The 24,817-nt window shown below is 60.0% G+C and carries 21 protein-coding genes and 1 tRNA gene; 12 read left to right on the forward strand and 10 right to left on the reverse strand.

The features are described 5' to 3' along the window. Positions 1–61 precede the first annotated feature (61 nt). From ruvA to ACQRBV_RS13630, 11 genes are all read left to right on the forward strand, one after another. Positions 62–673 carry a Holliday junction branch migration protein RuvA gene (ruvA, locus tag ACQRBV_RS13580; RefSeq protein WP_411984785.1) on the forward strand — a complete coding sequence of 204 codons (612 nt, stop codon included), beginning with the start codon at positions 62–64 and terminating at the stop codon, positions 671–673. After that, positions 674–1,732, forward strand: coding sequence for a Holliday junction branch migration DNA helicase RuvB (ruvB, locus tag ACQRBV_RS13585; RefSeq protein ID WP_090368863.1), 1,059 nt, complete (start codon positions 674–676; stop codon positions 1,730–1,732). It abuts the gene before it with no gap. Between the two features lie 139 nt (positions 1,733–1,871). Next, on the forward strand, positions 1,872–2,327 hold the full coding sequence (gene ybgC, locus ACQRBV_RS13590) for a tol-pal system-associated acyl-CoA thioesterase (RefSeq protein ID WP_060754189.1): 456 nt from the start codon (positions 1,872–1,874) through the stop codon (positions 2,325–2,327). A gap of 1 nt (position 2,328) precedes the next feature. Continuing rightward, positions 2,329–3,024 carry a protein TolQ gene (gene tolQ / locus ACQRBV_RS13595; RefSeq protein ID WP_060754188.1) on the forward strand — a complete coding sequence of 232 codons (696 nt, stop codon included), beginning with the start codon at positions 2,329–2,331 and terminating at the stop codon, positions 3,022–3,024. Between the two features lie 23 nt (positions 3,025–3,047). Then, positions 3,048–3,500 (forward strand): protein TolR, encoded by a 453-nt coding sequence (gene tolR / locus ACQRBV_RS13600; protein ID WP_161549410.1) that lies wholly within the window; start codon positions 3,048–3,050, stop codon positions 3,498–3,500. Beyond that, positions 3,500–4,573 carry a cell envelope integrity protein TolA gene (gene tolA, locus ACQRBV_RS13605; RefSeq protein WP_060754186.1) on the forward strand — a complete coding sequence of 358 codons (1,074 nt, stop codon included), beginning with the start codon at positions 3,500–3,502 and terminating at the stop codon, positions 4,571–4,573. The genes tolR and tolA overlap by 1 nt, the downstream gene beginning before the upstream one ends. 17 nt (positions 4,574–4,590) lie before the next feature. Next, positions 4,591–5,871 carry a Tol-Pal system beta propeller repeat protein TolB gene (gene tolB / locus ACQRBV_RS13610; protein WP_060754185.1) on the forward strand — a complete coding sequence of 427 codons (1,281 nt, stop codon included), beginning with the start codon at positions 4,591–4,593 and terminating at the stop codon, positions 5,869–5,871. A gap of 55 nt (positions 5,872–5,926) precedes the next feature. Continuing rightward, the gene (gene pal / locus ACQRBV_RS13615; protein ID WP_003209827.1) at positions 5,927–6,427 is read left to right on the forward strand and encodes a peptidoglycan-associated lipoprotein Pal; all 501 of its coding nucleotides are present in this window, start codon (positions 5,927–5,929) and stop codon (positions 6,425–6,427) included. 6 nt (positions 6,428–6,433) lie between these two features. After that, positions 6,434–7,270, forward strand: a complete 837-nt coding sequence (gene ybgF / locus ACQRBV_RS13620; RefSeq protein ID WP_060754184.1) for a tol-pal system protein YbgF — start codon at positions 6,434–6,436, stop codon at positions 7,268–7,270. A gap of 164 nt (positions 7,271–7,434) precedes the next feature. After that, positions 7,435–8,082 carry a 7-carboxy-7-deazaguanine synthase QueE gene (gene queE, locus ACQRBV_RS13625; protein ID WP_104994690.1) on the forward strand — a complete coding sequence of 216 codons (648 nt, stop codon included), beginning with the start codon at positions 7,435–7,437 and terminating at the stop codon, positions 8,080–8,082. A 215-nt stretch (positions 8,083–8,297) separates the two neighbouring features. Beyond that, positions 8,298–8,373, forward strand: a tRNA-Lys gene (locus ACQRBV_RS13630). 105 nt (positions 8,374–8,478) lie between these two features. Here the strand turns inward: ACQRBV_RS13630 and pstB are convergent. From pstB to ACQRBV_RS13660, 6 genes are all read right to left on the reverse strand, one after another. Then, positions 8,479–9,258 (reverse strand): phosphate ABC transporter ATP-binding protein PstB, encoded by a 780-nt coding sequence (gene pstB, locus ACQRBV_RS13635; protein ID WP_198760647.1) that lies wholly within the window; start codon positions 9,256–9,258, stop codon positions 8,479–8,481. Further along, complete coding sequence (pstA, locus tag ACQRBV_RS13640; RefSeq protein WP_411984784.1) at positions 9,258–10,130, reverse strand: phosphate ABC transporter permease PstA; 873 nt, start codon at positions 10,128–10,130, stop codon at positions 9,258–9,260. Before pstA ends, pstB begins: the two co-directional genes overlap by 1 nt. Continuing rightward, complete coding sequence (gene pstC / locus ACQRBV_RS13645) at positions 10,127–11,122, reverse strand: phosphate ABC transporter permease subunit PstC (RefSeq protein WP_104994687.1); 996 nt, start codon at positions 11,120–11,122, stop codon at positions 10,127–10,129. The genes pstA and pstC overlap by 4 nt, the downstream gene beginning before the upstream one ends. Positions 11,123–11,186: 64 nt before the next feature. After that, positions 11,187–12,203 carry a phosphate ABC transporter substrate-binding protein PstS gene (gene pstS, locus ACQRBV_RS13650; protein WP_081086997.1) on the reverse strand — a complete coding sequence of 339 codons (1,017 nt, stop codon included), beginning with the start codon at positions 12,201–12,203 and terminating at the stop codon, positions 11,187–11,189. 172 nt (positions 12,204–12,375) lie between these two features. Next, on the reverse strand, positions 12,376–17,319 hold the full coding sequence (locus ACQRBV_RS13655; protein WP_411984783.1) for a hemagglutinin repeat-containing protein: 4,944 nt from the start codon (positions 17,317–17,319) through the stop codon (positions 12,376–12,378). Between the two features lie 99 nt (positions 17,320–17,418). Beyond that, on the reverse strand, positions 17,419–19,131 hold the full coding sequence (locus tag ACQRBV_RS13660) for a ShlB/FhaC/HecB family hemolysin secretion/activation protein (RefSeq protein ID WP_411984782.1): 1,713 nt from the start codon (positions 19,129–19,131) through the stop codon (positions 17,419–17,421). A gap of 704 nt (positions 19,132–19,835) precedes the next feature. On the opposite strand from ACQRBV_RS13660, the gene nadA reads away from it, so the two are divergent. After that, positions 19,836–20,894: a quinolinate synthase NadA gene (nadA, locus tag ACQRBV_RS13665; protein ID WP_411984781.1), complete on the forward strand. Its 1,059-nt coding sequence runs from the start codon at positions 19,836–19,838 to the stop codon at positions 20,892–20,894. A 64-nt stretch (positions 20,895–20,958) separates the two neighbouring features. Here nadA and ACQRBV_RS13670 read toward each other — a convergent pair whose 3' ends face one another. From ACQRBV_RS13670 to ACQRBV_RS13685, 4 genes are all read right to left on the reverse strand, one after another. Continuing rightward, entirely contained in the window at positions 20,959–21,447 is a 489-nt protein-coding gene (locus ACQRBV_RS13670; RefSeq protein ID WP_104994683.1) for an RDD family protein, read from the reverse strand. 95 nt (positions 21,448–21,542) lie between these two features. Beyond that, a complete protein-coding gene (locus ACQRBV_RS13675; RefSeq protein ID WP_034109143.1) occupies positions 21,543–21,755 on the reverse strand; it encodes a cold-shock protein in 213 nt (70 codons plus the stop codon). Positions 21,756–22,145: 390 nt separating this feature from the next. Then, a complete protein-coding gene (gene gcvT / locus ACQRBV_RS13680; protein ID WP_060754174.1) occupies positions 22,146–23,270 on the reverse strand; it encodes a glycine cleavage system aminomethyltransferase GcvT in 1,125 nt (374 codons plus the stop codon). A gap of 39 nt (positions 23,271–23,309) precedes the next feature. Continuing rightward, positions 23,310–24,686: an L-serine ammonia-lyase gene (locus ACQRBV_RS13685; RefSeq protein ID WP_104994682.1), complete on the reverse strand. Its 1,377-nt coding sequence runs from the start codon at positions 24,684–24,686 to the stop codon at positions 23,310–23,312. Positions 24,687–24,817: the final 131 nt, after the last annotated feature.

Consider the following 24,817-nt stretch of genomic DNA (forward strand, 5'->3'; position numbering starts at 1 on the left):
CAGCGCAATCGTTATTTACGGTCAGGCTTTGATCTGACCCCAAGCTTTAAGGATCTGAACCGTGATTGGACGCTTGCGCGGCACCCTGGCTGAGAAACAGCCGCCGAACCTGATTCTGGACGTCAATGGGCTGGGGTATGAGCTGGAAGTGCCCATGACCACCCTCTATCGCCTGCCGTCGGTCGGCGAGCCGATTACGTTGCACACTCACCTGGTGGTTCGTGAGGACGCGCAATTACTCTATGGTTTCATCGGCAAGCGCGACCGCGACTTCTTCCGCGAGCTGATCCGCCTGAATGGCGTGGGGCCCAAACTTGCCTTGGCCTTGATGTCCAGCCTGGAGGTGGACGAGTTGGTCCGTGCGGTTTCGGCCCAGGACACCTCGGCCTTGACCAAGGTGCCGGGTGTCGGTAAGAAAACTGCGGAACGCCTGCTGGTGGAACTCAAGGATCGTTTCAAAGCCTGGGAGGTCGTACCGAGCATGTTCGCGCTCGTGCCGAACCAGCCGGATATGCCGGCGGCCCAGGTCGCCAGTGCAGAAAGCGATGCCGTCAATGCGCTGATTTCCCTGGGCTACAAGCCCCAGGAAGCGAGCAAGGCGGTGTCGGCCATCAAGGACAAGAACCTGAGCGCCGAAGACATGATCCGCCGAGCCCTGAAGGGAATGATTTAAGTGATTGAAGCTGATCGTCTGATCGCGGCCACCGGCCCGCGTGACCGTGAAGAAGTCCAAGACCGGGCTATTCGCCCCCTGAGCCTGGCCGAATACATCGGCCAGCCGACCGTGCGCGAGCAAATGGAGCTGTTCATCCAGGCTGCACGCGGGCGCACTGAGTCCCTGGACCACACGCTGATCTTCGGGCCACCGGGGCTGGGTAAAACCACATTGGCCAATATCATCGCCCAGGAAATGGGCGTGTCGATCAAGTCGACCTCGGGGCCCGTGCTGGAGCGTCCGGGTGACTTGGCGGCCTTGCTGACCAATCTTGAACCCCACGACGTGCTGTTTATCGACGAAATCCATCGGTTGTCGCCGATTGTCGAGGAAGTGCTGTACCCGGCCATGGAAGATTTCCAGCTGGATATCATGATCGGCGAAGGCCCGGCCGCACGTTCGATCAAGCTCGACCTGCCGCCCTTTACCCTCGTGGGGGCGACCACGCGCGCCGGCATGCTGACCAACCCGTTGCGAGACCGTTTCGGCATTGTTCAACGTCTGGAGTTCTATAGCACTGCCGATCTGGCGACCATTGTCAGCCGTTCGGCGAGCATTCTCGGCTTGCCGCTGGACCCGGACGGTGCGTTTGAAATTGCCCGTCGGGCCCGGGGCACGCCACGGATTGCCAACCGCTTGCTGCGCCGGGTTCGCGACTTTGCCGAGGTGCGGGCCAAGGGGCATATCACCAAGGCCGTCGCGGACCTGGCCTTGAACCTGCTGGATGTGGATGAACATGGCTTCGATCACCAGGATCGGCGTCTACTCTTGACCCTGATCGAGAAGTTCGACGGTGGCCCGGTCGGTGTGGACAGCCTGGCGGCTGCGATCAGTGAAGAACGTCATACCATCGAGGACGTACTCGAGCCGTACCTGATCCAACAGGGTTACATCATGCGTACGCCAAGAGGGCGAGTGGTGACGCGGCATGCCTATTTGCACTTTGGGCTAAACATTCCGTCACGATTGGGCGAGATGCCTGTAGTAGACGAATTTCTCGATGCAGTGGACGATTAAAAGCTTCACGCCAGACGATTTATCCGAGGTTTGTGCTGTCCTAGTGGCTGGTGTCGTCATTCAGTCAGTAGAAATGTTTCAGACAACGAAAAAACAGTTGCCCAGCCGGATTGGCAACCTGAGGAGTAAGCACTAGAGTATGCGCGCGCAAAACGGGGATCAGTCGTTCGTACATCGCTGTCGCGTTTATTACGAAGACACCGATGCCGGCGGCATCGTGTATTACGTCAATTACCTCAAGTTCATGGAGCGGGCCCGCACCGAGCGGCTACGAGAGCTGGGCTTTGCCCAATCCGAGCTGGCGGGAGAGGACCTGTTGTTTGTCGTGCATTCCAGCGAGGCGCGCTATCACGCGCCGGCGCGGTTGGACGATGAGCTGCTGGTAAGCGCTGAAGTAATCGAATTGAACCGTGTCAGCCTGCGTTTCAAGCAGCAGGTCAGGCGGGCTACGGATGCAACGCTGCTCTGTGAGGGGCAGTTCCTGGTGGCCTGTGTGCGCACCAATAGTTTGAAACCCCGGGCCATTCCCGAAGCTCTGCGTGCGGCCTTTGCCGGCGTAAGCGGCGCGGGTAAACAATCAAAGCAGGAGATTTAGCGTGGAACCTACCGTCGTCGACCATTCCTCCATGTGGAGCCTGGTCAGCAATGCCAGTGTCGTGGTTCAACTGGTCATGCTGACCCTGGTAGCCGCATCGGTTACCTCTTGGGTCATGATTTTTCAGCGCAGCAACCTGCTGCGTGCCGGTCGACGTGCCCTGGAGAGCTTTGAAGAGCGCTTCTGGTCGGGTATCGACCTGTCCAAACTGTACCGCCAGGCCGGCAGCAACCCGGACCCGGACTCCGGCGTCGAGCAGATCTTCCGCGCCGGTTTCAAGGAGTTCTCCCGTCTGCGCCAGCAGCCAGGTGTTGACCCGGAAGCGGTGATGGAAGGCGTGGCCCGTGCCATGCGCGTCGCTATCTCCCGCGAAGAAGAGAAGCTGGAGCAAAGCCTGCCGTTCCTCGCCACCGTAGGTTCGGTCAGCCCGTACATCGGCCTGTTCGGTACCGTATGGGGGATCATGAACTCCTTCCGTGGCCTGGCCCAGGCGCAGCAAGCGACCCTGGCCACCGTGGCCCCGGGTATCGCCGAAGCCCTGGTCGCCACCGCGATCGGCCTGTTCGCTGCCATCCCCGCAGTAATCGCCTACAACCGTTTTGCCGCTCGCGGCGAAAACCTGATTGGCCGTTACTACACCTTCGCCGACGAGTTCCAGGCGATCCTGCACCGTAAAGTGCACACCAGCGAAGAATAAGCAGGTACTTCCCGATGGCTTTAATCACTCGAGCTCGAACCAAGCGCAAGCCGGTCGCCGAGATGAACGTGGTGCCTTACATCGACGTGATGCTGGTGCTGCTGGTGATCTTCATGGTGACCGCGCCGATGCTCAACCAGGGTGTGAAGGTTGACCTGCCCAAGGTTTCCAGCGAAGCCTTGCCCCAGGACAACAACACCCAGGTGCTGACCATTTCGATCAAGTCCGACAAGACCTATTACTGGAACCTTGGCAGCGAAGTCGACACGCAGAAGCAGCAGGACAAGGCGATGACCTTGCCGGCGATGACCGATGCGGTGACCAAGATCATTCGCGCTGGCAACGAAGGCGGCAAGCACACCCAGGTCTTCATCCGCGGTGACAAGGCGGTCGACTACGGCTCCGTCATGGGTGCCATGGGCGGGCTGCAGAAGGCCGGCGTCGGTAACGTTGGCTTGATTACCGAGGCGCCCTGATGCAGCAACAGCGAGAGCCGTCCGCCTCGGAAAGCTACTTCTGGCCTAGCGTCTGGGCAATCGCCCTGCACGTCCTGGTGTTTGGCATGCTGTTCGTCAGCTTTGCCATGACCCCGGACCTGCCGCCAGCCAAGCCGATCGTGCAGGCGACCCTGTATCAGCTGAAATCGAAAAGTCAGGCCACCACCCAGACCAATCAGAAGATTGCGGGTGAAGCCCAGAAGTCGGCTGCGCGCCAGACTGAAGTCGAGCAGATGGAACAGAAGAAGGTCGAGCAGGAAGCGGTGAAGGCTGCTGCGGAACAAAAGAAAGAAGAGGCGGCTCAAAAGGCCGAGGAATCGAAAAAGGCTGACGAAGCCAAGAAAGCGGACGAGGCGAAAAAGGCTGATGAAGCCAAGAAAGCCGAGAAAGCTGCCGAAGCGAAAAAGGCCGAAGAGAAACAATTGGCTGATATAGCCAAGAAGAAATCTGAAGAAGAAGCCAAAAAGGCTGCCGAAGAAGAGGCCAAGAAAAAGGCCGCTGAAGAGGCCAAGAAAAAGATAGTCGAAGACGCGAAGAAGAAAGCCGCCGAAGACGCCAAGAAAAAAGCTGAAGCAGACGAGGCGAAGAAGAAAGTCGCCGACGAAGCGAAGAAGAAAGCTGCCGCCGACGCCCAGAAGAAAAAGGCCCAGGAAGCAGCACGTAAATCCGCCGAAGAGAAAAAGGCCCAGGCCTTGGCAGATTTGCTTTCCGACACGCCTCAACGTCAGCAAGCCCTGGCCGATGAACGTGGTGATGAAGTCGCGGGCAGTTTCGACGACCTGATTCGGGCACGGGCAGCAGAAGGCTGGACACGTCCACCTTCGGCACGCAAAGGCATGACAGTAGTGCTGCAGATCGGCATGTTGCCGGACGGTACGGTGACTTCGGTCAGCGTGGCCAAGTCCAGTGGTGACGGTTCGTTCGACAGTTCAGCGGTTGCCGCAGTCAAGAATATTGGCCGGTTGACCGAGATGCAGGGAATGAAACCAAGCGACTTCGCTCCCTATCGTTCATTCAAGATGACATTCACACCTGAGGATCTAGCCTTGTGAGAAACCTTCTTCGAGGAATGCTTGTCGTTATTTGCTGTATGGCAGGGATAGCGGCGGCGGATGAAAAGAACATCCTGGTCACCAGCGGCAGCGATCGGGCCACTCCGATCGCGGTGGTACCGTTTGGCTGGCAGGGCGGCAGCGTATTGCCGGACGACATGGCCCAGATCGTCAGCGACGACCTGCGCAACTCCGGTTACTACGCGCCGATTCCGAAAGGCAACATGATCAGCCAGCCGACCCAGGCCAGCGAAGTCATCTTCCGCGACTGGAAGGCCGTGGGCGCCCAGTACCTGATGGTCGGCAGCATCACGCCGGCCGGCGGTCGCCTGCAGATCCAGTACGCATTGTTCAACGTGGCCACCGAGCAGCAGGTCCTGACCGGCAGCGTTTCGGGCACCGCCGAACAACTGCGTGACATGGCTCACTACATCTCGGACCAGTCGTTTGAAAAGCTCACCGGTATCAAAGGTGCTTTCTCGACACGCCTGCTGTACGTAACCGCTGAGCGTTTCTCGGTAGACAACACCCGTTATACCTTGCAGCGTTCGGACTACGACGGTGCTCGCGCCGTGACTTTGCTGCAATCGCGTGAGCCAATCCTGTCGCCGCGTTTTGCGCCGGACGGCAAGCGTATTGCCTATGTGTCGTTTGAACAGAAACGTCCACGTATCTTCGTCCAGCACATCGATACTGGCCGTCGTGAGCAGATCACCAACTTTGAAGGCCTCAACGGTGCCCCGGCCTGGTCTCCGGATGGTTCGCGCCTGGCGTTCGTACTGTCCAAGGACGGTAACCCGGACATCTACGTGATGAACATGGCTTCGCGCCAGATCAATCGCGTGACCGCAGGCCCTGGCATCAACACCGAACCGTTCTGGGGCAAGGATGGTTCGACCATCTACTTCACCTCCGACCGTGGCGGCAAGCCACAGGTCTATAAGGCGAACGTGAATGGCGGGGGCGCAGAGCGCGTTACTTTTATCGGTAACTACAACGCCAACCCTAAGCTTTCGGCCGATGAAAAGACGTTGGTGATGATTCACCGTCAGGATGGTTTCACTAATTTCCGGGTTGCGGCCCAGGATTTGCAGCGCGGAACCGTAAAAATCCTTACAGATACCAACCTTGATGAGTCAGCCACTGTTGCGCCCAACGGCACCATGGTAATCTACGCCACCCGCCAGCAGGGCCGGGGAGTCTTGATGCTCGTGTCCATTAATGGACGTGTAAGGCTCCCGCTTCCTACCGCACAAGGCGAAGTCAGAGAACCATCCTGGTCCCCTTACCTGAACTGACGCGGCGCTACAAAAAGATTTGCTTAACACACTGGGGTTCATTAGGAGTTTCACGATGGAAATGCTGAAGTTTGGTAAGTTTGCTGCTCTGGCTCTGGCTCTGTCCGTAGCCGTTGGTTGCTCGTCTAAAGGCGGCGACAATGCCGGTGAAGGCGCAGCTGTTGATCCAAACGCTGGTTACGGCGCTAACACTGGTGCAGTTGACGGCTCCCTGAGCGAAGAAGCTGCTCTGCGCGCTATCACCACTTTCTACTTCGAATACGACAGTTCTGACCTGAAGCCAGAAGCCATGCGCGCTCTGGACGTTCACGCCAAGGACCTGAAAGCTAACGGCGCTCGCGTTGTTCTGGAAGGTAACACTGACGAACGTGGTACTCGTGAGTACAACATGGCACTGGGCGAGCGTCGTGCGAAAGCCGTTCAGCGCTACCTGGTACTGCAAGGTGTTGCTCCAGGCCAACTGGAACTGGTTTCCTACGGTAAAGAGCGTCCAGTTGCTACTGGCCACGACGAGCAGTCCTGGGCTCAAAACCGTCGCGTCGAACTGCGTAAGTAATTCGTCATGCGAACGTGCCGTCGTGCTCTGACTGTATTGGCTCTCAGCCTCGCGCCGCTTGCGGTGTGGGCTGCGGTTCCTGTGGAAGATAGCAACTCTGGCTATAACAATAGCGGGAGCAGTTATCCGCCGGCAGGTTATGGCACGAACGGCGCCTATGCTGGGGGAGCGGCTACGTCCGCCCCCTCGGCACAGGGCGAACTGTTCAACCAGCTGCAACGTATGCAGGATCAAATTGCGCAGCAACAAGGCGCCATTGAAGTACTGCAAAACCAAGTGAACCAGCTGAAGCAAGAAGGCCTGGAGCGTTACCAGGATCTTGATCGACGCATTGGAGCCGGCGCTACACCAGCCGCTACTCCTGATAATTCTTCTACCGGTGGCGCGCCAAGCGCTGCCGCCGGTGGTGCAGCAGCAGGGGCCGCGGCTGCCAGCCAAGCCCCTGCCGCCAGCAGTGAACCGGGTGATCCGGCGAAGGAAAAGCTGTATTACGATGCAGCCTTCGACCTGATCAAGGCCAAGGATTTCGATAAGGCCAGCCAGGCTTTTACCGCATTCCTGCGCAAATATCCGAACAGCCAATACGCGGGCAATGCTCAATACTGGCTGGGCGAGGTCAACCTGGCCAAGGGTGATTTACAAGCAGCGGGCCAGGCGTTTGCCAAGGTCAGCCAGCTGTACCCCAAGCATGCCAAGGTGCCGGATTCGCTGTACAAGCTGGCTGACGTAGAACGCCGCCTGGGTCATGCCGACAAGGTCAAGGGCATTCTGCAGCAGGTGGTTGCCCAATATCCGGGCACTTCCGCCGCACAGTTGGCTCAACGGGATCTGCAACGCTTGTAAGCCACGCAGCCGTTTAGAAGAAACCCGCGCCTGACGCGGGTTTTTTCGTTAGAATCCACGCCCTTTTATTGAAACACGCTTCCTGGGGTTGACGCGTTGTCGCGATCCCTTGAAGTGCCTGACGGAGGCGGACAGCCTGTTCAGCTGTTACGCCCGTGGCGACTATGCAAGACACATTACGCATTACCGAAGTTTTTTACTCTTTGCAGGGTGAAACGCGAACCGCTGGCCTGCCCACCGTATTTGTACGGTTGACCGGCTGCCCTTTGCGTTGCCAATACTGCGACAGCGCCTACGCCTTCAGTGGCGGCACGGTGCGCACCCTGGACGACATCCTGGAGCAGGTTGCGGGTTTCAAGCCGCGCTACGTCTGTGTGACGGGTGGCGAACCCCTGGCTCAACCCAATGCTATCCCTTTGCTCAAGCAGCTATGTGATGCCGGTTACGAGGTCTCGCTGGAGACCAGTGGCGCCCTGGATATCTCGGCCGTTGACCCGCGTGTAAGCCGCGTGGTCGATCTCAAGACCCCAGGCTCCAAGGAGGCGCACCGCAACCTGTACGCGAACATGGACCTGCTGACGCCTAACGATCAAGTCAAGTTCGTGATCTGCTCCCGTGAGGATTATGACTGGGCGACGTCCAAGCTGATTCAATACGGCCTGGAGCGACGGGCGGGCGAGGTGCTGTTTTCGCCAAGCCACCATGACTTGAACGCCCGTGATCTGGCTGACTGGGTCGTGGCCGATAACCTGCCGGTGCGCCTGCAGTTGCAGTTGCATAAATACCTGTGGAACGACGAACCAGGTCGCTGACAGGGTCGGTCGCTCTGCTTAACAAAAAGGGCGCGGTCATCCTGCTACCGGCCTGATGATGCCGGCCATGCTTGTGGGAATAGAACGCCTGCCGACGGCGTGCGGAAGGCGTCAAAATGGCCGGAATTACGCACCCAACGCATTATTTCTGATTTATTTTAAATAAAGTGTTGAATAGTCCTTAAAAATCAGTATTATACGCGCCACCACACAGCGGGTCGTTAGCTCAGTTGGTAGAGCAGTTGGCTTTTAACCAATTGGTCGTAGGTTCGAATCCCACACGACCCACCATATTTGGCGGTTTAGAAAATCCGGAAGGCCCACGAAAGTGAGGATTTCCGGGTTTTTTTTTGCCTTGTGAATAAGCGCCGCCTGCAATGGGCGGCGCGCAGGGTTTCAGCCAAACCGCCCGGTAATATAGTCCTCCGTCTGCTTCATCCTGGGCTTGGTGAAGATTTCATCGGTATTGCCATACTCAATCAGTTCCCCCATGAACATGAACGCGGTGTTGTCCGATACCCGCGCCGCTTGCTGCATGTTGTGGGTCACGATGATCACTGTGTATTGGGTCTTCAGTTCGGTGATCAGTTGCTCGATGCGCCCGGTGGAGATCGGGTCGAGTGCCGAAGTGGGCTCGTCCAGCAGCAATACCTGCGGGCGCAGCGCGATGGTGCGGGCGATGCACAACCGCTGTTGCTGGCCGCCGGAGAGGCTTTGTGCGCTCTGGTTGAGTTTGTCCTTCACTTCATCCCACAGGGCACCGCCGCGCAGGGCCTGCTCGACGCGTTCGTCCATTTCCCGCCGTGAGAGCTTTTCGTGGTGGCGTACGGCGTAGGCAATGTTGTCGTAGATCGACATCGGAAAGGGCACGGGTTTCTGGAACACCATGCCGACGTGACTGCGCAGGCGGTTCATCGAGTAGCCGGGGGCGAGGATGTTCTCGTTATTGAGCAACACTTCGCCACGGGCCTCCTGCTTGGGGTACATCGAGTAGATGCGGTTGAACACGCGCAACAGCGTGGATTTGCCGCAGCCCGAAGGACCGATAATGGCGGTGATGCGTTTTTCCGGGATATCCATGTCGATGGATTTCAGGGAGCGTTGCTGGTTGTAGAAAAACTCCAGCCCACGGACTTGGATTTTGGTTTTTTCGGGTTCGATACGGGTGGTGTCCATCAGTGGGACCTATTGCGTAAAAGAATCAGGCGAGATATCAGGCTGAGTACCAGCACGAACAGCGTCAGGACCAGGGCGCCGGCCCAGGCGAGTGAGTGCCAGTCGTCGAATGGGCTCATGGCGTACTGGAAGATAACCACCGGGACGCTGGCGATCGGCTTGAGCAGGTTGCTGCTCCAGAACTGGTTGCCGAAGGCGGTGAAAAGCAGGGGCGCGGTTTCCCCGGTGATCCGGGCCAGGGCGAGCAGGATGCCGGTGACGACACCGGCCTTGGCCGCTCGCAGCACGATCTGCAGTGTCAACTTCCACTGCGGCACACCGAGCGCCAGGGCCGCTTCGCGCAGGGTCGAGGGTTGCAACTGAAGCATTTCATCGGTGGTGCGTACCACCACTGGAATCACCAGCAGCGCCAGGGCCAAGGCACCGGCGATCGCGGAAAACCCCAGCTGGTGATGGCTCAGTTGGTTCAGCGGCAGAATAACGGCGGTATAGACAAACAACCCCAGCACGATCGACGGGGCTGACAGCAGGATGTCGTTGATAAAGCGCACCGTGGTGCCCAGGCGCGAATGCCGTGCGAATTCCGCCAGCCAGATGCCGGCCATCAACCCGATGGGCGTGCCGATCAGCAAGGCAATCCCGGACATCAGCGCACTGCCGTAAAACGCGTTGGCCAAGCCACCTTCGGTACCGGGTGGTGGCGTCATCTGGGTAAACAGGCGCAGGTTGAGGGCCTGGAAGCCATTGATGACGGTGGTCAGCAGAATCCACGCCAGCCACAGCAAACCGAAGGCTGTCGCGCCGCAGCTGAGGAACATGGCCACGCCGTTTTTCAGCGCACGTCTGCGATACAGGCGTTCGTTGCTCTTCATAGGCCCTCCTTGCGTGACAGGCGCATCAGCAGCAAGCGCGCCGCCGCCAGCACGACGAAGGTCACGATAAACAGCAGGAAGCCCAGGGCGATCAGCGCGGAACGGTGCAGGTCGGTGTAGGCCTCGCTGAATTCATTGGCGATCACCGACGCAATCGAACTGCTGGGCATCAACAGTGAGGCGGAAAACTGTTGCGCGTTGCCCAGTACGAAGGTGACGGCCATGGTCTCGCCAAGGGCGCGGCCCAGGCCGAGGAAGATGCCGCCGACCACTGCCGAGCGCGTATAGGGCAGGACGATGTCCCACACCACTTCCCAAGTGGTGCTGCCCAAGGCGTAGGCCGATTCTTTCAATTGCGTGGGCACGCTGCGAAACACTTCATGCATCACCGACGTGATAAACGGCATGATCATCACCGCCAGCACGATGCCGGCGGTCAGCATGCCGATCCCCAGTGGCGGGCCCTGGAACAGCGATCCGACAAAGGGCAGGGCACCTAGGTAGTCGTTGATCAGCGGCGAGAGATGTTCGGCCATAAAGGGCCCGAACACGAACAGGCCCCACATGCCATAGATGATCGAAGGAATACCCGCCAGTAATTCGATGGCCGATGCCACCGGCATCTTCAGCCAGGGCGGCGCGACCTCTGTGAGAAAAATCGCAATGCCGAAACTCACCGGAACAGCGATCAGCAAAGCCAGGAACGAGGTGACCAGCGTGCCGTAAATCGGCACCACGGCACCAAAGTGGTTATTGACGGCATCCCACTCGGTGCTGGTAAGGAAATCGAAACCGAAGGTCTTGAACGCCAAGCCTCCGCCCCAGAGCGTGGAGGCTGCAATGGCGCCCAGCAACACCAACACCAGCATGGCTGCGCCAAACATCGAGCGCTTGAACCAAAGGTCGTGGCGTTGATCGCGGGCGGCGCGGCTGTCGCCCCGTGTGTCGCTCGCGTGAGTAGGCATAACCAGGGGTTGGACCGTGTCGTTCATATCAGATGTACTCACCGCCTTCCTCGATCACCGCAAGTGAAGGAGGAAGGGGTTGCAGGGCGAATCAGTGAGTGAAGTCAGACTTCCAGTAATCTTCGATTCGCGTCACCAGGGAGGACGGCAGTGCTACGTAATCCAGCGCTGCGGCCTGTTGCTGGCCTTTTTCCAGGGACCATTTGAAGAAGTTGAAGGCTGCCTGGCTTTGTTCGGCATTCTTGGGCTGCTTGTACATGATGATCCAGGTGGTGGCCGTGATCGGCCACGCGCCTTCGCCCGGCGCGTTGGTCATGATCAGGTTGAAGTCCTTGGCGCCGGCCCAGTCGGCGGTATCGGCTGCGGCCTGGAACGCCTTGGCGTCAGGTTCGACGAACTTGCCTGAAGCATTCTTCAGCGAGGCGTAGGCCATCTTGTTCTGCAGGGCGTAGGCGTATTCCACAAAGCCGATCGAGTTCTTGATCTGCTTCACGTAGGCCGAAACGCCTTCGTTGCCCTTGCCGCCAACGCCGACCGGCCAGGGTACGGTGGTGCCGAAACCCACTTTGGTTTTCCAGCTGTCGCTGACTTTGGCCAGGTAGTTGGTGAAGTTGTACGACGTGCCGGAGCCGTCGGAACGGTGCACGACGGTGATGTTTGCGCTTGGCAGTTTCACGCCGGGGTTAAGCGCTGCGATGGCCGGGTCGTTCCAGGCCTTGATATCACCGAGGAAAATTTTCGCCAGGGTATCGCCGTCGAGCTTAAGCTGACCTGCCGTCAGGCCTTCGACGTTCATGACCGGGACAATACCGCCGATCACGCTGGGGAACTGGCCCAGGCCGGCGGTTTTGAGATCTTCGGCCGACAGCGGGGCGTCGGAAGCACCGAAGTCGACGGTCGCTGCCTTGATCTGGGCAATGCCGCCACCGGAGCCAATCGATTGATAGTTGATACGGTTGCTGGAGGTTTTGCTGTAGTCCTGGGACCACTTGGACAGCACCGGGTAGACGAAGCTGGAGCCGGCACCGGTCACGTCAGTGGCGTGGGCCACGCCGCTCAGGCACAGGGCGGTCAACAAAACAGACAGACTTTTTTTAGTCGGCAACATCACGACAACACCTCGTGGGAAGGGGTAAGTGGAAGGGTCCACCTGTCTAAGACGTGACGATTTAATTCCTGATATATGTCTGTTTAATGACCCATTGGCTTTATGAAGAAACATTTAGAAATGTTTGCTTCGGTGGAGCCAGGCTTGCCCATTTCCACCGAAGCAGTGCTACTTAGTTGATGCCCTGATCGATCCCGGCCTGCAACGCCTGGCTATCACTGTGCCCGCCGACCCGCAGCGGCCCCAGATTGAATGCCTGATCCTTGCGCGTGGCGTCGTCCAGTTTCTGCGTCAGTTCGTCCTTGGCACCCAACAGCAGGTTGACCGGTGACTTCGACAGATTCAGCCCGAGATCGGCGCGATAGTCGCTACCTGCCAAGGTTGTCGCCGTGACCGTGGACCACCCCAGATCGACCATGCCGTTCTGCGCGCTGATCCGGCTGCCTGTGAGGCGAGTATCGCCATTCACCTGCAAGCTGACGCCGTGGGTACCGAGAATGCCCGATGCCTGAGCGACGCTGTCCTTGACCACATGGCTGACGTCCAGATTCAGCGTTGGGGTGTAGTTGGTGTTGCCGCTCTTGTCACCGAACAGCACGTTTTGCGTGGTATCAGCCACCGAGCTGCCGGTGGTGTTCTTGCCGCTGACGGTGTAGCTGTCACTGGTTTTTGGCCAAACCTTGTCTTTGAAGCTGGACAGGCGAGTCCCCAACGCATCCTTCTTGTCGGCGAGATAGGCCTTGGCTTGGTCCACGCGAGTGCCGAAGGCTCCGCGGGGCTCAGGGTTGACGTCGTAACTGCCGCTGCGCGTGAGTTTTTCAGCCAAGCGTTCCTTGGCGTTGACCACGCTGTCCTTGGCCGACGCCAGGTGGTCGACGCCTTTGTCGACTGCGTTTTCGAGCTTCTCCCGGTGCTTGTCGAACGCACCTTCCGCCTTGGCCTGCACCTTGTCCTTGAGCGGGCCGGTGGCCTTGGCCAGCTTGTTGACCACGCCGGGCTGGTTCTTCTCGACATCGAGCTTGGCGTCGACATTGACCTGGGTGCTGTTGACCTGGTCCTTGCGGCTCTCGACGATGAGGTCGCCGCCCACGTTGCCACTCACCTGATCGGCTTCGATACGTGCCCCTGCCAGGCGGGTATCACCGGCACTGTCGATGACCACGTTAGCCGCCTTGACCAGGCTGTTGTGTTGCGTAGTGCCTTGCAGGTGATCTACGTCGACCTTGGCCCGCGCATTGATGCCGTGCTGGGTCTTGGGGGTGTCGTGCTCACCGGCATCGGCCAAGGTGGTTGTTCCGCCACTGCCGCCCGCGCCCAGGGTCACGCCCCAACTGTTGTGGGCCTGCGTGGATTGCGCCGACTCTTGCAGGATGCCGCCGTTTTGCGCAGTGAGATTGATGCTGGCCGCCGTCACCTGAGTGCCTTGCAAGTGGATGGCATTGGTTGCGTCGGCGCCACTGTGCAGGGCGATATTGCCGTTGCTGTGCAACTGCCCGACGCTCACGCCGCTATCATTTTCCGCCACCTTGCCCAGGTTGAAATTGGCGCTCAGGCTGCCGGTCGTGCTGCTGCTTTCGGCGCTGCTGGTCTTGCCGGCGCCGACGGTCAGGCCGCCGCCCAGGTTGCTGCCATGGCTCAGATGGGAGTGGGTGGCAGCTTGCAGGTCCAGCTTGCCGCCGGCACTGAGGCTGATGTCGCCGGTTTTATCGGTGCTGCTACCGATCCGGGTGCCTTGCAGGGTCATGTCGCCGCCGCTGCTGAGTTGGATCGGACCGCTGCCCTGAATCGTCGCAACCCGGGCCTGGCTGTCTTGCGTGTCCAGCTGTTTGTGGTCCAATTGCACGCCGGCACCGAGGTTGACGTTGGTACCGCTGGTGCCTGGCGCCGTGCCGACCGTCAGCGAACCACTGCCGCGCAGGCTGTTGCTGGCGGTACTTTGGCTGTCGTTGGCCTGATTCAGCGCCAACTCACCGCCCGTCTTGAGGTTGACGCCCGCCTGGCCGCCATCGAATTGACTGCCTGTATACCGCGCGTCGCCCTTGGCCTCGATGTTCACGCCTTGAGTGGCGACGTAGCTGCCAACCACCGCTGTGCTGCGCGATTCGCGCACATCGCTGCTGCCGCCACTGCCGCTGCCACGCACGTTCAGGTCTTCACCGGTGGTGGTATAGACCCGTACGCCAACCTTGGCGTCTACACCCTGCTCGCTATTGCTGTGGGTATTGGTCGCCGCCGTGGCGACATGCTCGTCAGCCTGGATCTTCAGCGCGCCCTGGGTGGCCTGGTATTGAGTACCTTCATCCTGCAATTTACCCGCGACGTTGACCTGCACCGCACCGCCACTGAACTGGCTGACCACCGCTGTGCTGTCCTGCTGTGTGCCGGTCTTGTGGGTATGGCCGACTTCCACATCCAGCCCGACGTTGGGTTGTTCGAGCGCATCCAGCAGGCCAGGCTGATGGAATTTGGCCTGGGCTACCCCTTCGACGGCTTTTTCGATTGGCCGGGTGAGGCCTCGGTATTCGAGATTGGCGCCGATGTCGGCCGTCCAGCCATTCTCCTTGTGGGTACTGGTCTGGCTGTTGTGCGCCGCCTGGTTATCGACCTGATTCGCGTTGACCTGCAACTCGGAACCGGCCTTGACCTGTGCGCCCTGGCTGGTGAGGGTGTTGCCGGCGTTGACGGTCAGTTTGCCCGTCGCCGCCAGGCTGCTGGTTTGCGCCGTGGTCGTGCTGCGGGTGTCATGGCTGCTTTGATGGCTGAACTGTGCGCCGTTACCGGCTCTGTCCAGGCCGCCGGTGTAGTAGACGCCACCGCCGAGGGTGGTCTTGTCCGTGTCGCTGTGGACGGTGTCGTCGGTCGCCAACAGTTCGACATTTTTACCGCTCAAGGTCGCATCGCCACCGGTGGCCTTGAGGTCGGAACCCTTGATGCTCACATCGCCCCCGGCCGTCACGACCAGGCTGTCGCCGCTGAGGCTGGACGCCTGCTGCCGGGTGGTGTCGGTCTTGCGGGTTTGCTGCTGGTCTGCATAGTTCACGCCCGCCCGGTACTGGCGGGTGCCAGGGGCCGTTTCCTTGGCGTAAGCAGCAAAACCGCGCGTGTGCGTTTCGGTAGTGTCGTGGGCGGTATTTTCAGCCGACGCGATCTTGATATCACCCTTGGCATCGGCCTGCAGTTCAGCGGCGGCCGAGACTTTTGAGCCGCTGACTTCGATGTCCTTGGCGCTTTGCAGCTTCAGGTTGCTGTCCGAGCGCAGGTGGCTGGCGACGACCGTGCTGTCCTTGAGGTTCTTGCGGCTTTCATCTTTGGAGATACCGAAGAACTTGCTGTCGTTGCTGTAGCGATTGTCGTGGGAGGTGTTCTGTACGCCGTCGATCACCAGCGAGCCCTTGTCACTGATGACACTGGCCTGTTTGCCGCCCCGCGCCTGGCTGCCACTGATGCGGACGTCGTCCGCCTTGACGATCAACTTGCCGTCGGCATTCACCTGGCTCGCGGTGTTCAAGGTCTTGCCTTGGTTGCCATCGCCGTTCTGGCCGAAGAAGCTGCCGCCGACCAGGTCGCCGGAGTACGCATTGTCGCTGCTGCTCTGAGTGCGGGCGGCGCTGGTGATAGCCACGTGGCGGGCGGCCAATTGAATGTCGCCAGGGGTTTTCAGCTCGGCGCCTTGCAATTGCAGGGTCTGTTGGCTGTTCAGTTCCAGCGCATTGCCGGCCTTGAGGTTGCTGGTGACGCTGCGTTGTTCGCGGGTGGACTTGTCCCAGTTGGCTGTCCACAGGTGCTTGCGATGCTTGCCTTGATCGGTGGTTTCATGGGTTTCGGTGGCGGCATTCACCTGCAGGTCGGCGCCGCTGTTGACGCGCAAGTCCGCCCCCGCGTTCACATGGCTGGCGTTGATCTGGGTGGTGGCGCCGGACGACAGTGCAGCATCCTGCTGGGCGACGACGTTATTGCCGTGCTGGCGCGAGTCGTTGTCGGTGGTGGTGCGGTCGTAGGTTTCGTAGGTGAACAGGAAGTTGCTGTTGTTCCACTGCTCACGCTTTTGCTGGAGCTTGCGGCTTTCCAGGCTGCTGAGGGTCAGGTTGCGTCCGGCATCGAGTTTGACATTACGCCCGCCGACATCGGCGGCGGCCAGGCTCAAGTCCCGGGTCGCCTGCACGTCCACATCGCCCTGATGACTCTGCACGCCGGCACGGGTAGCGTCGAGGCTGTTGGCGTGGACCTGCCCGCTGATATCGAGGTCGCCGGCCGAGCTGATCTTCACCCCGTCGCGGCCTTGCACTTGCACCGCACCCACCCGCACGCCCGCGCCTTCGGCGGTGCTGATGATGTTGATGCGCCCGGCTTGCATCGCACCGAACAGGCTGGCGTCGATACGCTGGTCCTGGGCCTTGCCGGCCGGGTCCACCTGGCGGACTTGCCCACTGGCGAAGTCGACCTGGTTGCGGCCGACCGTCAGGTTCAATTGGTCACGGGCGCTGAGGCGACCGTCGCTGTCAATGCGCGGCGCGATCAGGTTGATCGAGCCTTCGCGGTTTTGCAGGCCCTGGCCGTGCACCGTCAGTTGGCCGTGGGCGTCGCGGGTGCTCAAGGCTTGCAGTTTGCCGTCGTTGAGTTCTGGGTGGCCCACCACCAGATTGGCATTCGGGGTGTTGATGAAACTGCCGCCATTCACGGAAATACCGTTCGGGTTGGCAAGCACGTAATCGGCGGCGTGGCCGAAAATCTCCTGGGCGCCGTTGAGGTTCGAGGCGTTGCGGCTGATCACTTCATTGAGGATCACACTGGCCGCCTGGCCCTGGAACTGCGGGTTGGCCGCCAACTGCCCGGCGAGCTGGGATTGGCCGGCCTGCAAGGCATTGTTCAACACCAGGCCCTGGCGGTCGACGTTGTAGTCCAGGAACTGGTTATGCGACAGGCCGCCGGCATTCGGCGCGACGATGTTGACGATCGGCACGCCGCCCTGGTTTTGCAGCTGCGGCGTACCGCCGGGCCCTTCGGCGACGATCACGCCACCGGCCAGTACCAGTTGGGGCAGCAGGAACAGGCTGGCGATGGCCCAGCGCAGTTTGCCCTGGGGAGAGAGGTGAAACGTGGGGGTGTCATTGGGCATATAAGATTTCGCTCTGTGTTGGCTGATCCGCAACGTGCGTTGTTCGTTGCAACGTCACTGTGGTGGTCAGGTGCAGCGGTTGTTTCAGGCTGATCCGGGTTAAATCTGCAGGCTGAGGCGTGTCAGCCAGACTTCGGGCTCCTGGCCGAAACCTGCGGGTGTGTTGAGGCTGCGTTGGTAATCGAAGTCGAGCTGTACGTTCTTCCAGCTCAGGTTGAGCCCGGCACTGGCACCGCTCAGGCGTTGTCCCGGGGCACCGTGTTCACGCTTGACCCAGCCGTTGTCGAGGCCAAGTCGTGGGGTGATCTTCACTGGAAGATTGTTGTTGAGCGGCAGGCTCAGGGTGTTGCGCCACAGCGCGCCGATGGCGCCGGACGCACTGTTTTCGCGATAGCCACGTACCGCCGAATCGTCGGTGCCCAGCAGTTGTTCAATAGCGGGCAACGCGTCGGGGCTGTATTGCGCGGACAACTGGCTCTGCCACTGCCACGGTTGCCCGACCCATTGGCCGTTGCGCCATTGAGTCAGGTTGGCGCGGTACTTGTGAAATTGCGCCTTGGGCAGATTCTTCTGTGTTGAGTCAGCGTCACGATCAGCGCCGAACCAGGTCAGGCCCTGGGCGTAATTGACGTCGAGGTTCCACACGGCACTGTTGAGCCAGAACAGGTTCACCCCGGCCTGGGCTACGGTCAGCGTGGGGCTCTGAATCTCCAGGTGGGCTTTTTGCAGGTAGCTGTCGACGTCCTTGTAGGCCAATTGCAGGTTGGCGCTGAGTTGATGGCCTTGGTCGCGCCACAACACCCGGTCGCTGCGCAGACTGACCTGATCGGTGCGCCCGCCGTTGTAGAGCGTCGTGCGGCCGACGGTATAGGGCGAGCGGTATTCGACATGGCTGGCGAACAGGCTGTAGGTCCAGTACCCGTAGGGGATCGAATAAAACAGACTGTGACTGCGGCTGTAGCGCGGGCCATGGTTGAGGGTGTCGCTGAAGCTCAGGTTGAGCGAGTCGTTGAGCTCCAGTGGGCTGTCCAGGTTCAGGTTGACGGCGTTGCGATCGCGCCCGGTGCCGGCGCTGCCGAGGTTATCCAGCCCAAGCCCCAGCGCCCAGCGCGAGGCGCTGCTGCGTGGGCGCAGGAGGATGCGCGAGGCGCCGGGCGCGCCGCCTGGTGCGATGTCGGCGGTGAGGTCGACCGAGCGCAGGCGGTTGAGTTGGTCCAGGCCCTGTTCCAGGTCGCGCAGGTTCAGCGGCTTGCCCAGCATGCCGGGGAACGCTCCGCCCAGCGACACCGGCAGGCTCTGGTCAGCCAGCTCGATGGCTTCGAGGTAGCCTTCTTCGACGTGAATAGCCAGCGGCTGGCCGGCGGTCGGCTTACTGACCAGGTACGGACGACTGGCGATGTAGCCGGCGTCGACATACAGGCGGGTAATCTCGGCCAACAGGCGGTTGATCTGGGCGACGCCCATGCAGGGGGCCACGTAGGGTTCGATGCGTTTGTTCAACTGCGCCTTGCTGAACAAGGTGACACCAGCCAGGCGCGTGCCGCTCAGGGGCCAGCAACGCTCATCTTTGGCGGTCGCAGGCAAGGCCGGCGTGGCCACGGCGGGAGCGAAACTGCCGCGTTGCAGTTGGCGCTGGCGCTGCTCCAGTTGTAATTGCTGCAGATCGCGCTGTTGTTGTTGCTGCAAACGCAGGGCTTCCAGATCGGGCTGCGGCCCATCGGCGGCACCTGCCGGTAGCGCGCACAGGCAGAGCAGGGCGATGCCCAGTTTCTGGATACCCCACAGGCGTTCGGTTGAGGGCTGACTCGGCACTCGACTTCCTTAACGTAATCACACAAACGATGCCCCTGAGCCAAATCGTGAAGCCGGGGGACTTGCCATACTTGAGCCATCATTAAACGAATTGTTACATGGGTTGTAGGATTTATTGCAAAAAACGTGAGGAATGCCGCGTTATTTAGTAAAAAATCGCACAGTTTTGGTGCGCTCAGGCTGGGTTTATGCCTTTTTGGTCTTTGTTCTCGGGAGAGTCTGGCGGGAAGTAGCTTGCGGGGTGGTTTTGATTGTTGCGTTGAATCATCTTAATCGCCGCGTTTATCGGCAGTGTGCTGACCCACTGCTTGCCGCTTCTGAGCAGGGGCTACGGCAATCAGCCAGTTTGGACATGGCTCTTTTGCGTCAATGTTGCCGCCCCGCGCTGTCAATTTCGGAGGTTCATCCAGGCGCGATTACCTGGCGCTGCTTGAGCATGCGGCCCGGGCCGGCAAAAAATCCCAGGAAATCCCGGCCAGTCTGCAAGACTCGATTCTGCTGCAGGACGGACCCGCCGTTATTGCCCGACAGGCGCGCCTTTAGAAAGCCAGATTAGGCTTTTGAATCCATTGGATATTCTGTAGCCTTGCGCAGCTTCACCCGTGCTTGATGAATACAATCACTTCGTCCGGCGGTGCCCGAAGGGCTCCAGAGCCGGTGGTACACTCGACTTTCGCGCAACTGCGCCTGCAGGTCTTGCGAACATGACGCAAATTTCCGAACGCCTACTGGTTCAAGCCCACCTCGACGCCAAGCAGCCCAAGGCCCTTAGCGCCGATGAAGAGGCGAGCCTGCGAACCGCCATCGCCGCTGAGCTTAAAGCTCAAGACGCGGTACTGGTTGCCCACTTCTATTGTGACCCGGTGATTCAGGCCCTGGCCGAAGAAACCGGTGGCTGCGTTTCCGATTCCCTGGAAATGGCCCGCTTCGGCGCCGCTCACCCGGCCAAGACCGTACTGGTCGCCGGTGTGCGTTTCATGGGTGAGACCGCGAAAATCCTCACCCCTGAAAAGCGCATTCTCATGCCGACCCTGGAAGCCACGTGCTCCCTGGACCTGGGCTGCCCGGTGGATGAGTTTTCGGCGTTCTGCGATCAGCATCCCGAACGCACCGTGGTGGTGTATGCCAACACCTCGGCGGCGGTCAAGGCCCGGGCGGACTGGGTCGTGACTTCAAGTTGCGCGCTGGAAATCGTCGAGAGCCTGATGGACAACGGCGAGACGATCATCTGGGGGCCGGACAAGCACCTGGGCACCTACATCCAGCGCCAGACCGGGGCCGACATGCTGCTGTGGGACGGTGCCTGCATCGTCCACGAAGAGTTCAAGTCCAAGCAATTGGAGGACATGAAGGCGTTGTACCCGGATGCCGCCATCCTGGTGCACCCGGAGTCGCCGACGTCGGTGATCGAACTGGCCGACGCCGTGGGGTCGACCAGCCAACTGATTGCCGCTGCCCAGCGTTTGCCGAACAAGACCTTTATCGTCGCCACCGACCGCGGCATCTTCTACAAGATGCAGCAGCTGTGCCCGGACAAGGTCTTTGTCGAAGCGCCTACCGCCGGCAACGGTGCCGCGTGCCGTAGTTGCGCACACTGCCCCTGGATGGCGATGAACACGCTGGAACGCACGCTGCAATGCCTGCGTGAGGGCCGCAATGAGATCTTCGTCGAGCCTTCGGTGATCCCGCAGGCCGTGCGGCCGCTCAAGCGCATGCTGGAGTTCACCCAGGCGGCGCGTCTCAAACTGGCCGGTAACGCCTGACTTGAGTCAGGTCAAACTGTGGGAGGGGACTTGCCCCTCCCACAGTTGATAGGTGTCCCTGGGATTATTTCTTTTGCTTCGGGATTCGCACCAACTGCGTATCCGAATAGATGTCATGCCAGCTGCGTTTACGCTTGTCGAACAGCGACCAGACAAACCCCAGCCCCACGCACAACCACGACGCAATCGCGACCACAAAGCGCAGCAGCGCCTGCCACAGGCTGATGCGTGAGCCGTCGGCGTTCTGTACGCGCACGCCCCATACCTGCATGCCCAGGGTTTGCCCCGAATGGGTCCAGAACTTGGCGAAGAACCCAAACAGCACAAAGAACAGAAGGGTCGACAGCAACGGGTCACCGTCCAGTGCCCCGGACTCGGTGAGGGTGCGCATCCTGGCTTCGCCGATAAAGGCGATCCACACCAGCTTGTAGATAAACGCCGTAACGATCAGCAAGGCGGTGCACAGCAGGAAGTCATAGAACATTGCTGCCAGTCGACGGCCCAGGCCAACGGCGGGGAATTCGCCTTGGGGACTCAGCAGGGGTTTGGACATGGCAGGGCTCTCAAGATAAAAAAGCCATTCTACGAACAAACGCGCATAAAAAAGCCCCTGATGTCACCATCAGGGGCTTTTTGTCGCAGGAAGGATCAGCCTTCTGCTTGTACTTCATCAGCCTGCATGCCTTTTTGGCCCTGCACGGCTTTGAAGGTGACTTTCTGGCCTTCTTTCAGGCTCTTGAAGCCGTTGCCCTGGATAGCGCGGAAATGCACGAACAGATCCGGACCGCTTTCTGGAGTGATAAAACCAAACCCTTTTTCGTCGTTAAACCACTTGACGGTGCCGCTCTGACGATCTGACATTTTCTTCTTTCCTTTGACGCTAAAAATTAATGACAGCCCCTTTCACATGAAAGAGTACTGGGCTGAGTTGCAGGAAAGTAAGAGACGTCGAACGGGTTGTAGCAAACTTTGGCTACTGCCCAGGTCCAGGTTCAAAGCGACCCATGCAAACACAGTAACCAAACTCTACGCCAACTAAGACAGAAAATACAAGCCCCGCCAAAAGCCCAGGTTTTGCTTGGCTTCATGACACTTTGGTCAACAGTGCCCGGTTGGCTTATTCGATAGAAAGGATCACTTGTTATAGGTTTACTTCTAGTGCATTGACTATCGTCAATGCACTGTTTTATGGCGGTTGCGTTACAGTTTAGTGCACGTTAACGCAATCGCGTTACTTATAGGAACAGTCACTCAGCCACGATAGTAACGTTGTGGCACAAATGGCATTTTACTTACACGAAGTGGCACCTTTTTCCCACGCACCAACGCAGAGACTTCGGTGTCCAGTGCGGTGTGTGTGCTGTCCAGGTAACCCATGGCCAGTGGGCCGCCCAAACTTGGACCAAAGCCACCGCTGCACACGCTGCCGATCACGGTGCCGTGGGCGTCGACGATTTCCGCACCTTCACGCACCGGTGTGCGCTCCTGGGGCAGCAGGCCAACGCGCTTGCGGCTCACGCCGGTTTGCTGCTGGGTGAAGATGCGATCTGCGCCGGGGAACCCACCGGCACGTGCGCCGTCGGCCCGACGAGCCTTGGAGATCGCCCACAACAGGCTCGCTTCGATCGGCGTGGTGTCAGTGTTCATGTCATGGCCATACAGGCACAGGCCGGCTTCCAGGCGCAGCGAGTCGCGGGCACCCAGGCCGATGGGCTGTACTTCGGTTTCGGCCAGCAGGCTGCGGGCCAGGCTTTCAGCGTTGGCGGCCGGCACCGAGATTTCGAAGCCGTCTTCACCGGTGTAGCCGGAGCGACTGACATAGCAGTCCACGCCCAGCAGGCGCAGGCTGGCGAACTGCATGAAAGTCATCTGGGTGACCTGCGGCGCCAGGCGCGCCAACACCTTCACTGCCGCCGGGCCTTGCAGGGCCAGCAGGGCGCGTTCTTCGAACAGCGGCTCGATGCTGCACTGCTCGCCGATATGCTTGCGCAGGTGCGCCAGGTCCTGGTCCTTGCAGGCGGCGTTGACCACCAGGAACAGTTCGTCGTTACCCAGGTTGGCCACCATCAGGTCGTCGAGGATGCCGCCTTGCTCATTGGTGAACATCGCGTAGCGTTGCATGCCGACCGGCAGGTCGATGATGTCGACCGGTACCAGGGTTTCCAGGGCTTTGGCGGCATTGGCGCCGGTGAGGCGGATCTGGCCCATGTGGGACACGTCGAACAACCCGGCCTGTTCACGGGTGTGCAGGTGCTCCTTCATCACGCCCAACGGGTACTGTACCGGCATGTCGTAGCCGGCGAAGGGCACCATGCGTGCGCCGAGTTCGATGTGCAGCGCATGCAGTGGGGTTTTCAACAGGGTTTCGGTGGACATATTCAGCTCCTGAAAAACGTGCCGGCGCGCCGTGGGGCGTCAGCACTCGATAATGTTGACGGCTAAACCGCCACGGGCGGTTTCCTTGTATTTGCTTTTCATGTCGGCGCCGGTCTGGCGCATGGTGCGGATCACCTTGTCGAGGGACACAAAGTGCTGCCCATCGCCACGCAAGGCCATGCGCACGGCATTGATCGCCTTGACCGAGCCCATCGCGTTGCGCTCGATACAGGGCACCTGCACCAGCCCGCCGATCGGGTCGCAGGTCAGGCCGAGGTTGTGCTCCATCCCGATCTCGGCGGCGTTTTCTACCTGGGATACCGTGCCGCCCAATACCTCGCACAACGCACCGGCCGCCATGGAACAGGCCACGCCGACCTCGCCCTGGCAACCAACTTCGGCGCCTGAGATCGAGGCGTTTTCCTTGTACAAAATGCCGATGGCGGCGGCGGTGAGCAGAAAGCGCACCACGCCATCTTCATTCGCGCCCGGAATAAAGCGCATGTAGTAATGCAGCACCGCCGGCACGATCCCGGCTGCACCATTGGTGGGCGCCGTGACCACGCGCCCGCCGTTGGCGTTTTCTTCGTTGACCGCCAAGGCGTAGAGGTTGACCCAGTCGAGCACCGACAGTGGGTCGCGCAGCGAGGACTCCGGGTTCTTGCACAACTGCCGGTGCAGGGCGGCCGCACGGCGCTTGACCTTCAAGCCACCGGGCAAAATCCCTTCGTTGCGACAACCGGCGTCCACGCAGTCCTGCATCACTTGCCAGATCTTCAGCAGGCCGAGGCGGGTTTGCACTTCGGGCCGCCAGGCACTTTCGTTGGTCAACATCACCTGGCTGATGGACAACCCATAGGTGGTGCAATGGCCCAGCAACTCCTTGGCGTTCTTGAACGGGAAGGTCAGGGCCGTGGCGTCTTCGACAATCCGGTCGGCGCCGGCCGCGTCTTCATCCACCACGAAACCACCACCGACCGAGTAGTACTCGCGGCTGCGGATCTGGATGCCGGCGGCGTCGAAGGCGCGAAAGATCATGCCGTTGGGGTGGTAGGCGAGGGGTTTGCGAATCATCGCCAAGTGTTCTTTCTCGTTGAACACAATGCTGTGTTCACCGAGCAGATTCAGGCGGCCATCTTGGCGCATGTGGGCCAGGCGGGCAGCCACGGTGTCGGTATTCACGGTATCCGGGTGTTCGCCTTCCAGGCCCAGCAGCACGGCCTTGTCGCTGCCGTGGCCTTTGCCGGTGGCGCCGAGGGAGCCATAGAGTTCCACCTTGACGCAGGCGGTGGCACTCAGCAGGTTGTCACGCTTGAGCCCCTCGACAAAACGAGCGGCGGCGCGCATCGGGCCGACGGTGTGGGAACTGGAGGGGCCGATGCCAATCTTGAACAGGTCGAACACGCTGAGGGACATGGTTGTTCTCCGGTTTCTTATTATTTGGCTGGGTCAGTGTGGGAGGGGGCTTGCTCCCGATTGCAGTGGTTCAGCCAGCTTATCTGTAGCTGACCCACCGCTATCGGGAGCAAGCCCCCTCCCACAGGGGA

It is taken from the genome of Pseudomonas sp. R11F, assembly GCF_050312575.1.
Taxonomy (GTDB): domain Bacteria; phylum Pseudomonadota; class Gammaproteobacteria; order Pseudomonadales; family Pseudomonadaceae; genus Aquipseudomonas; species Aquipseudomonas palleroniana.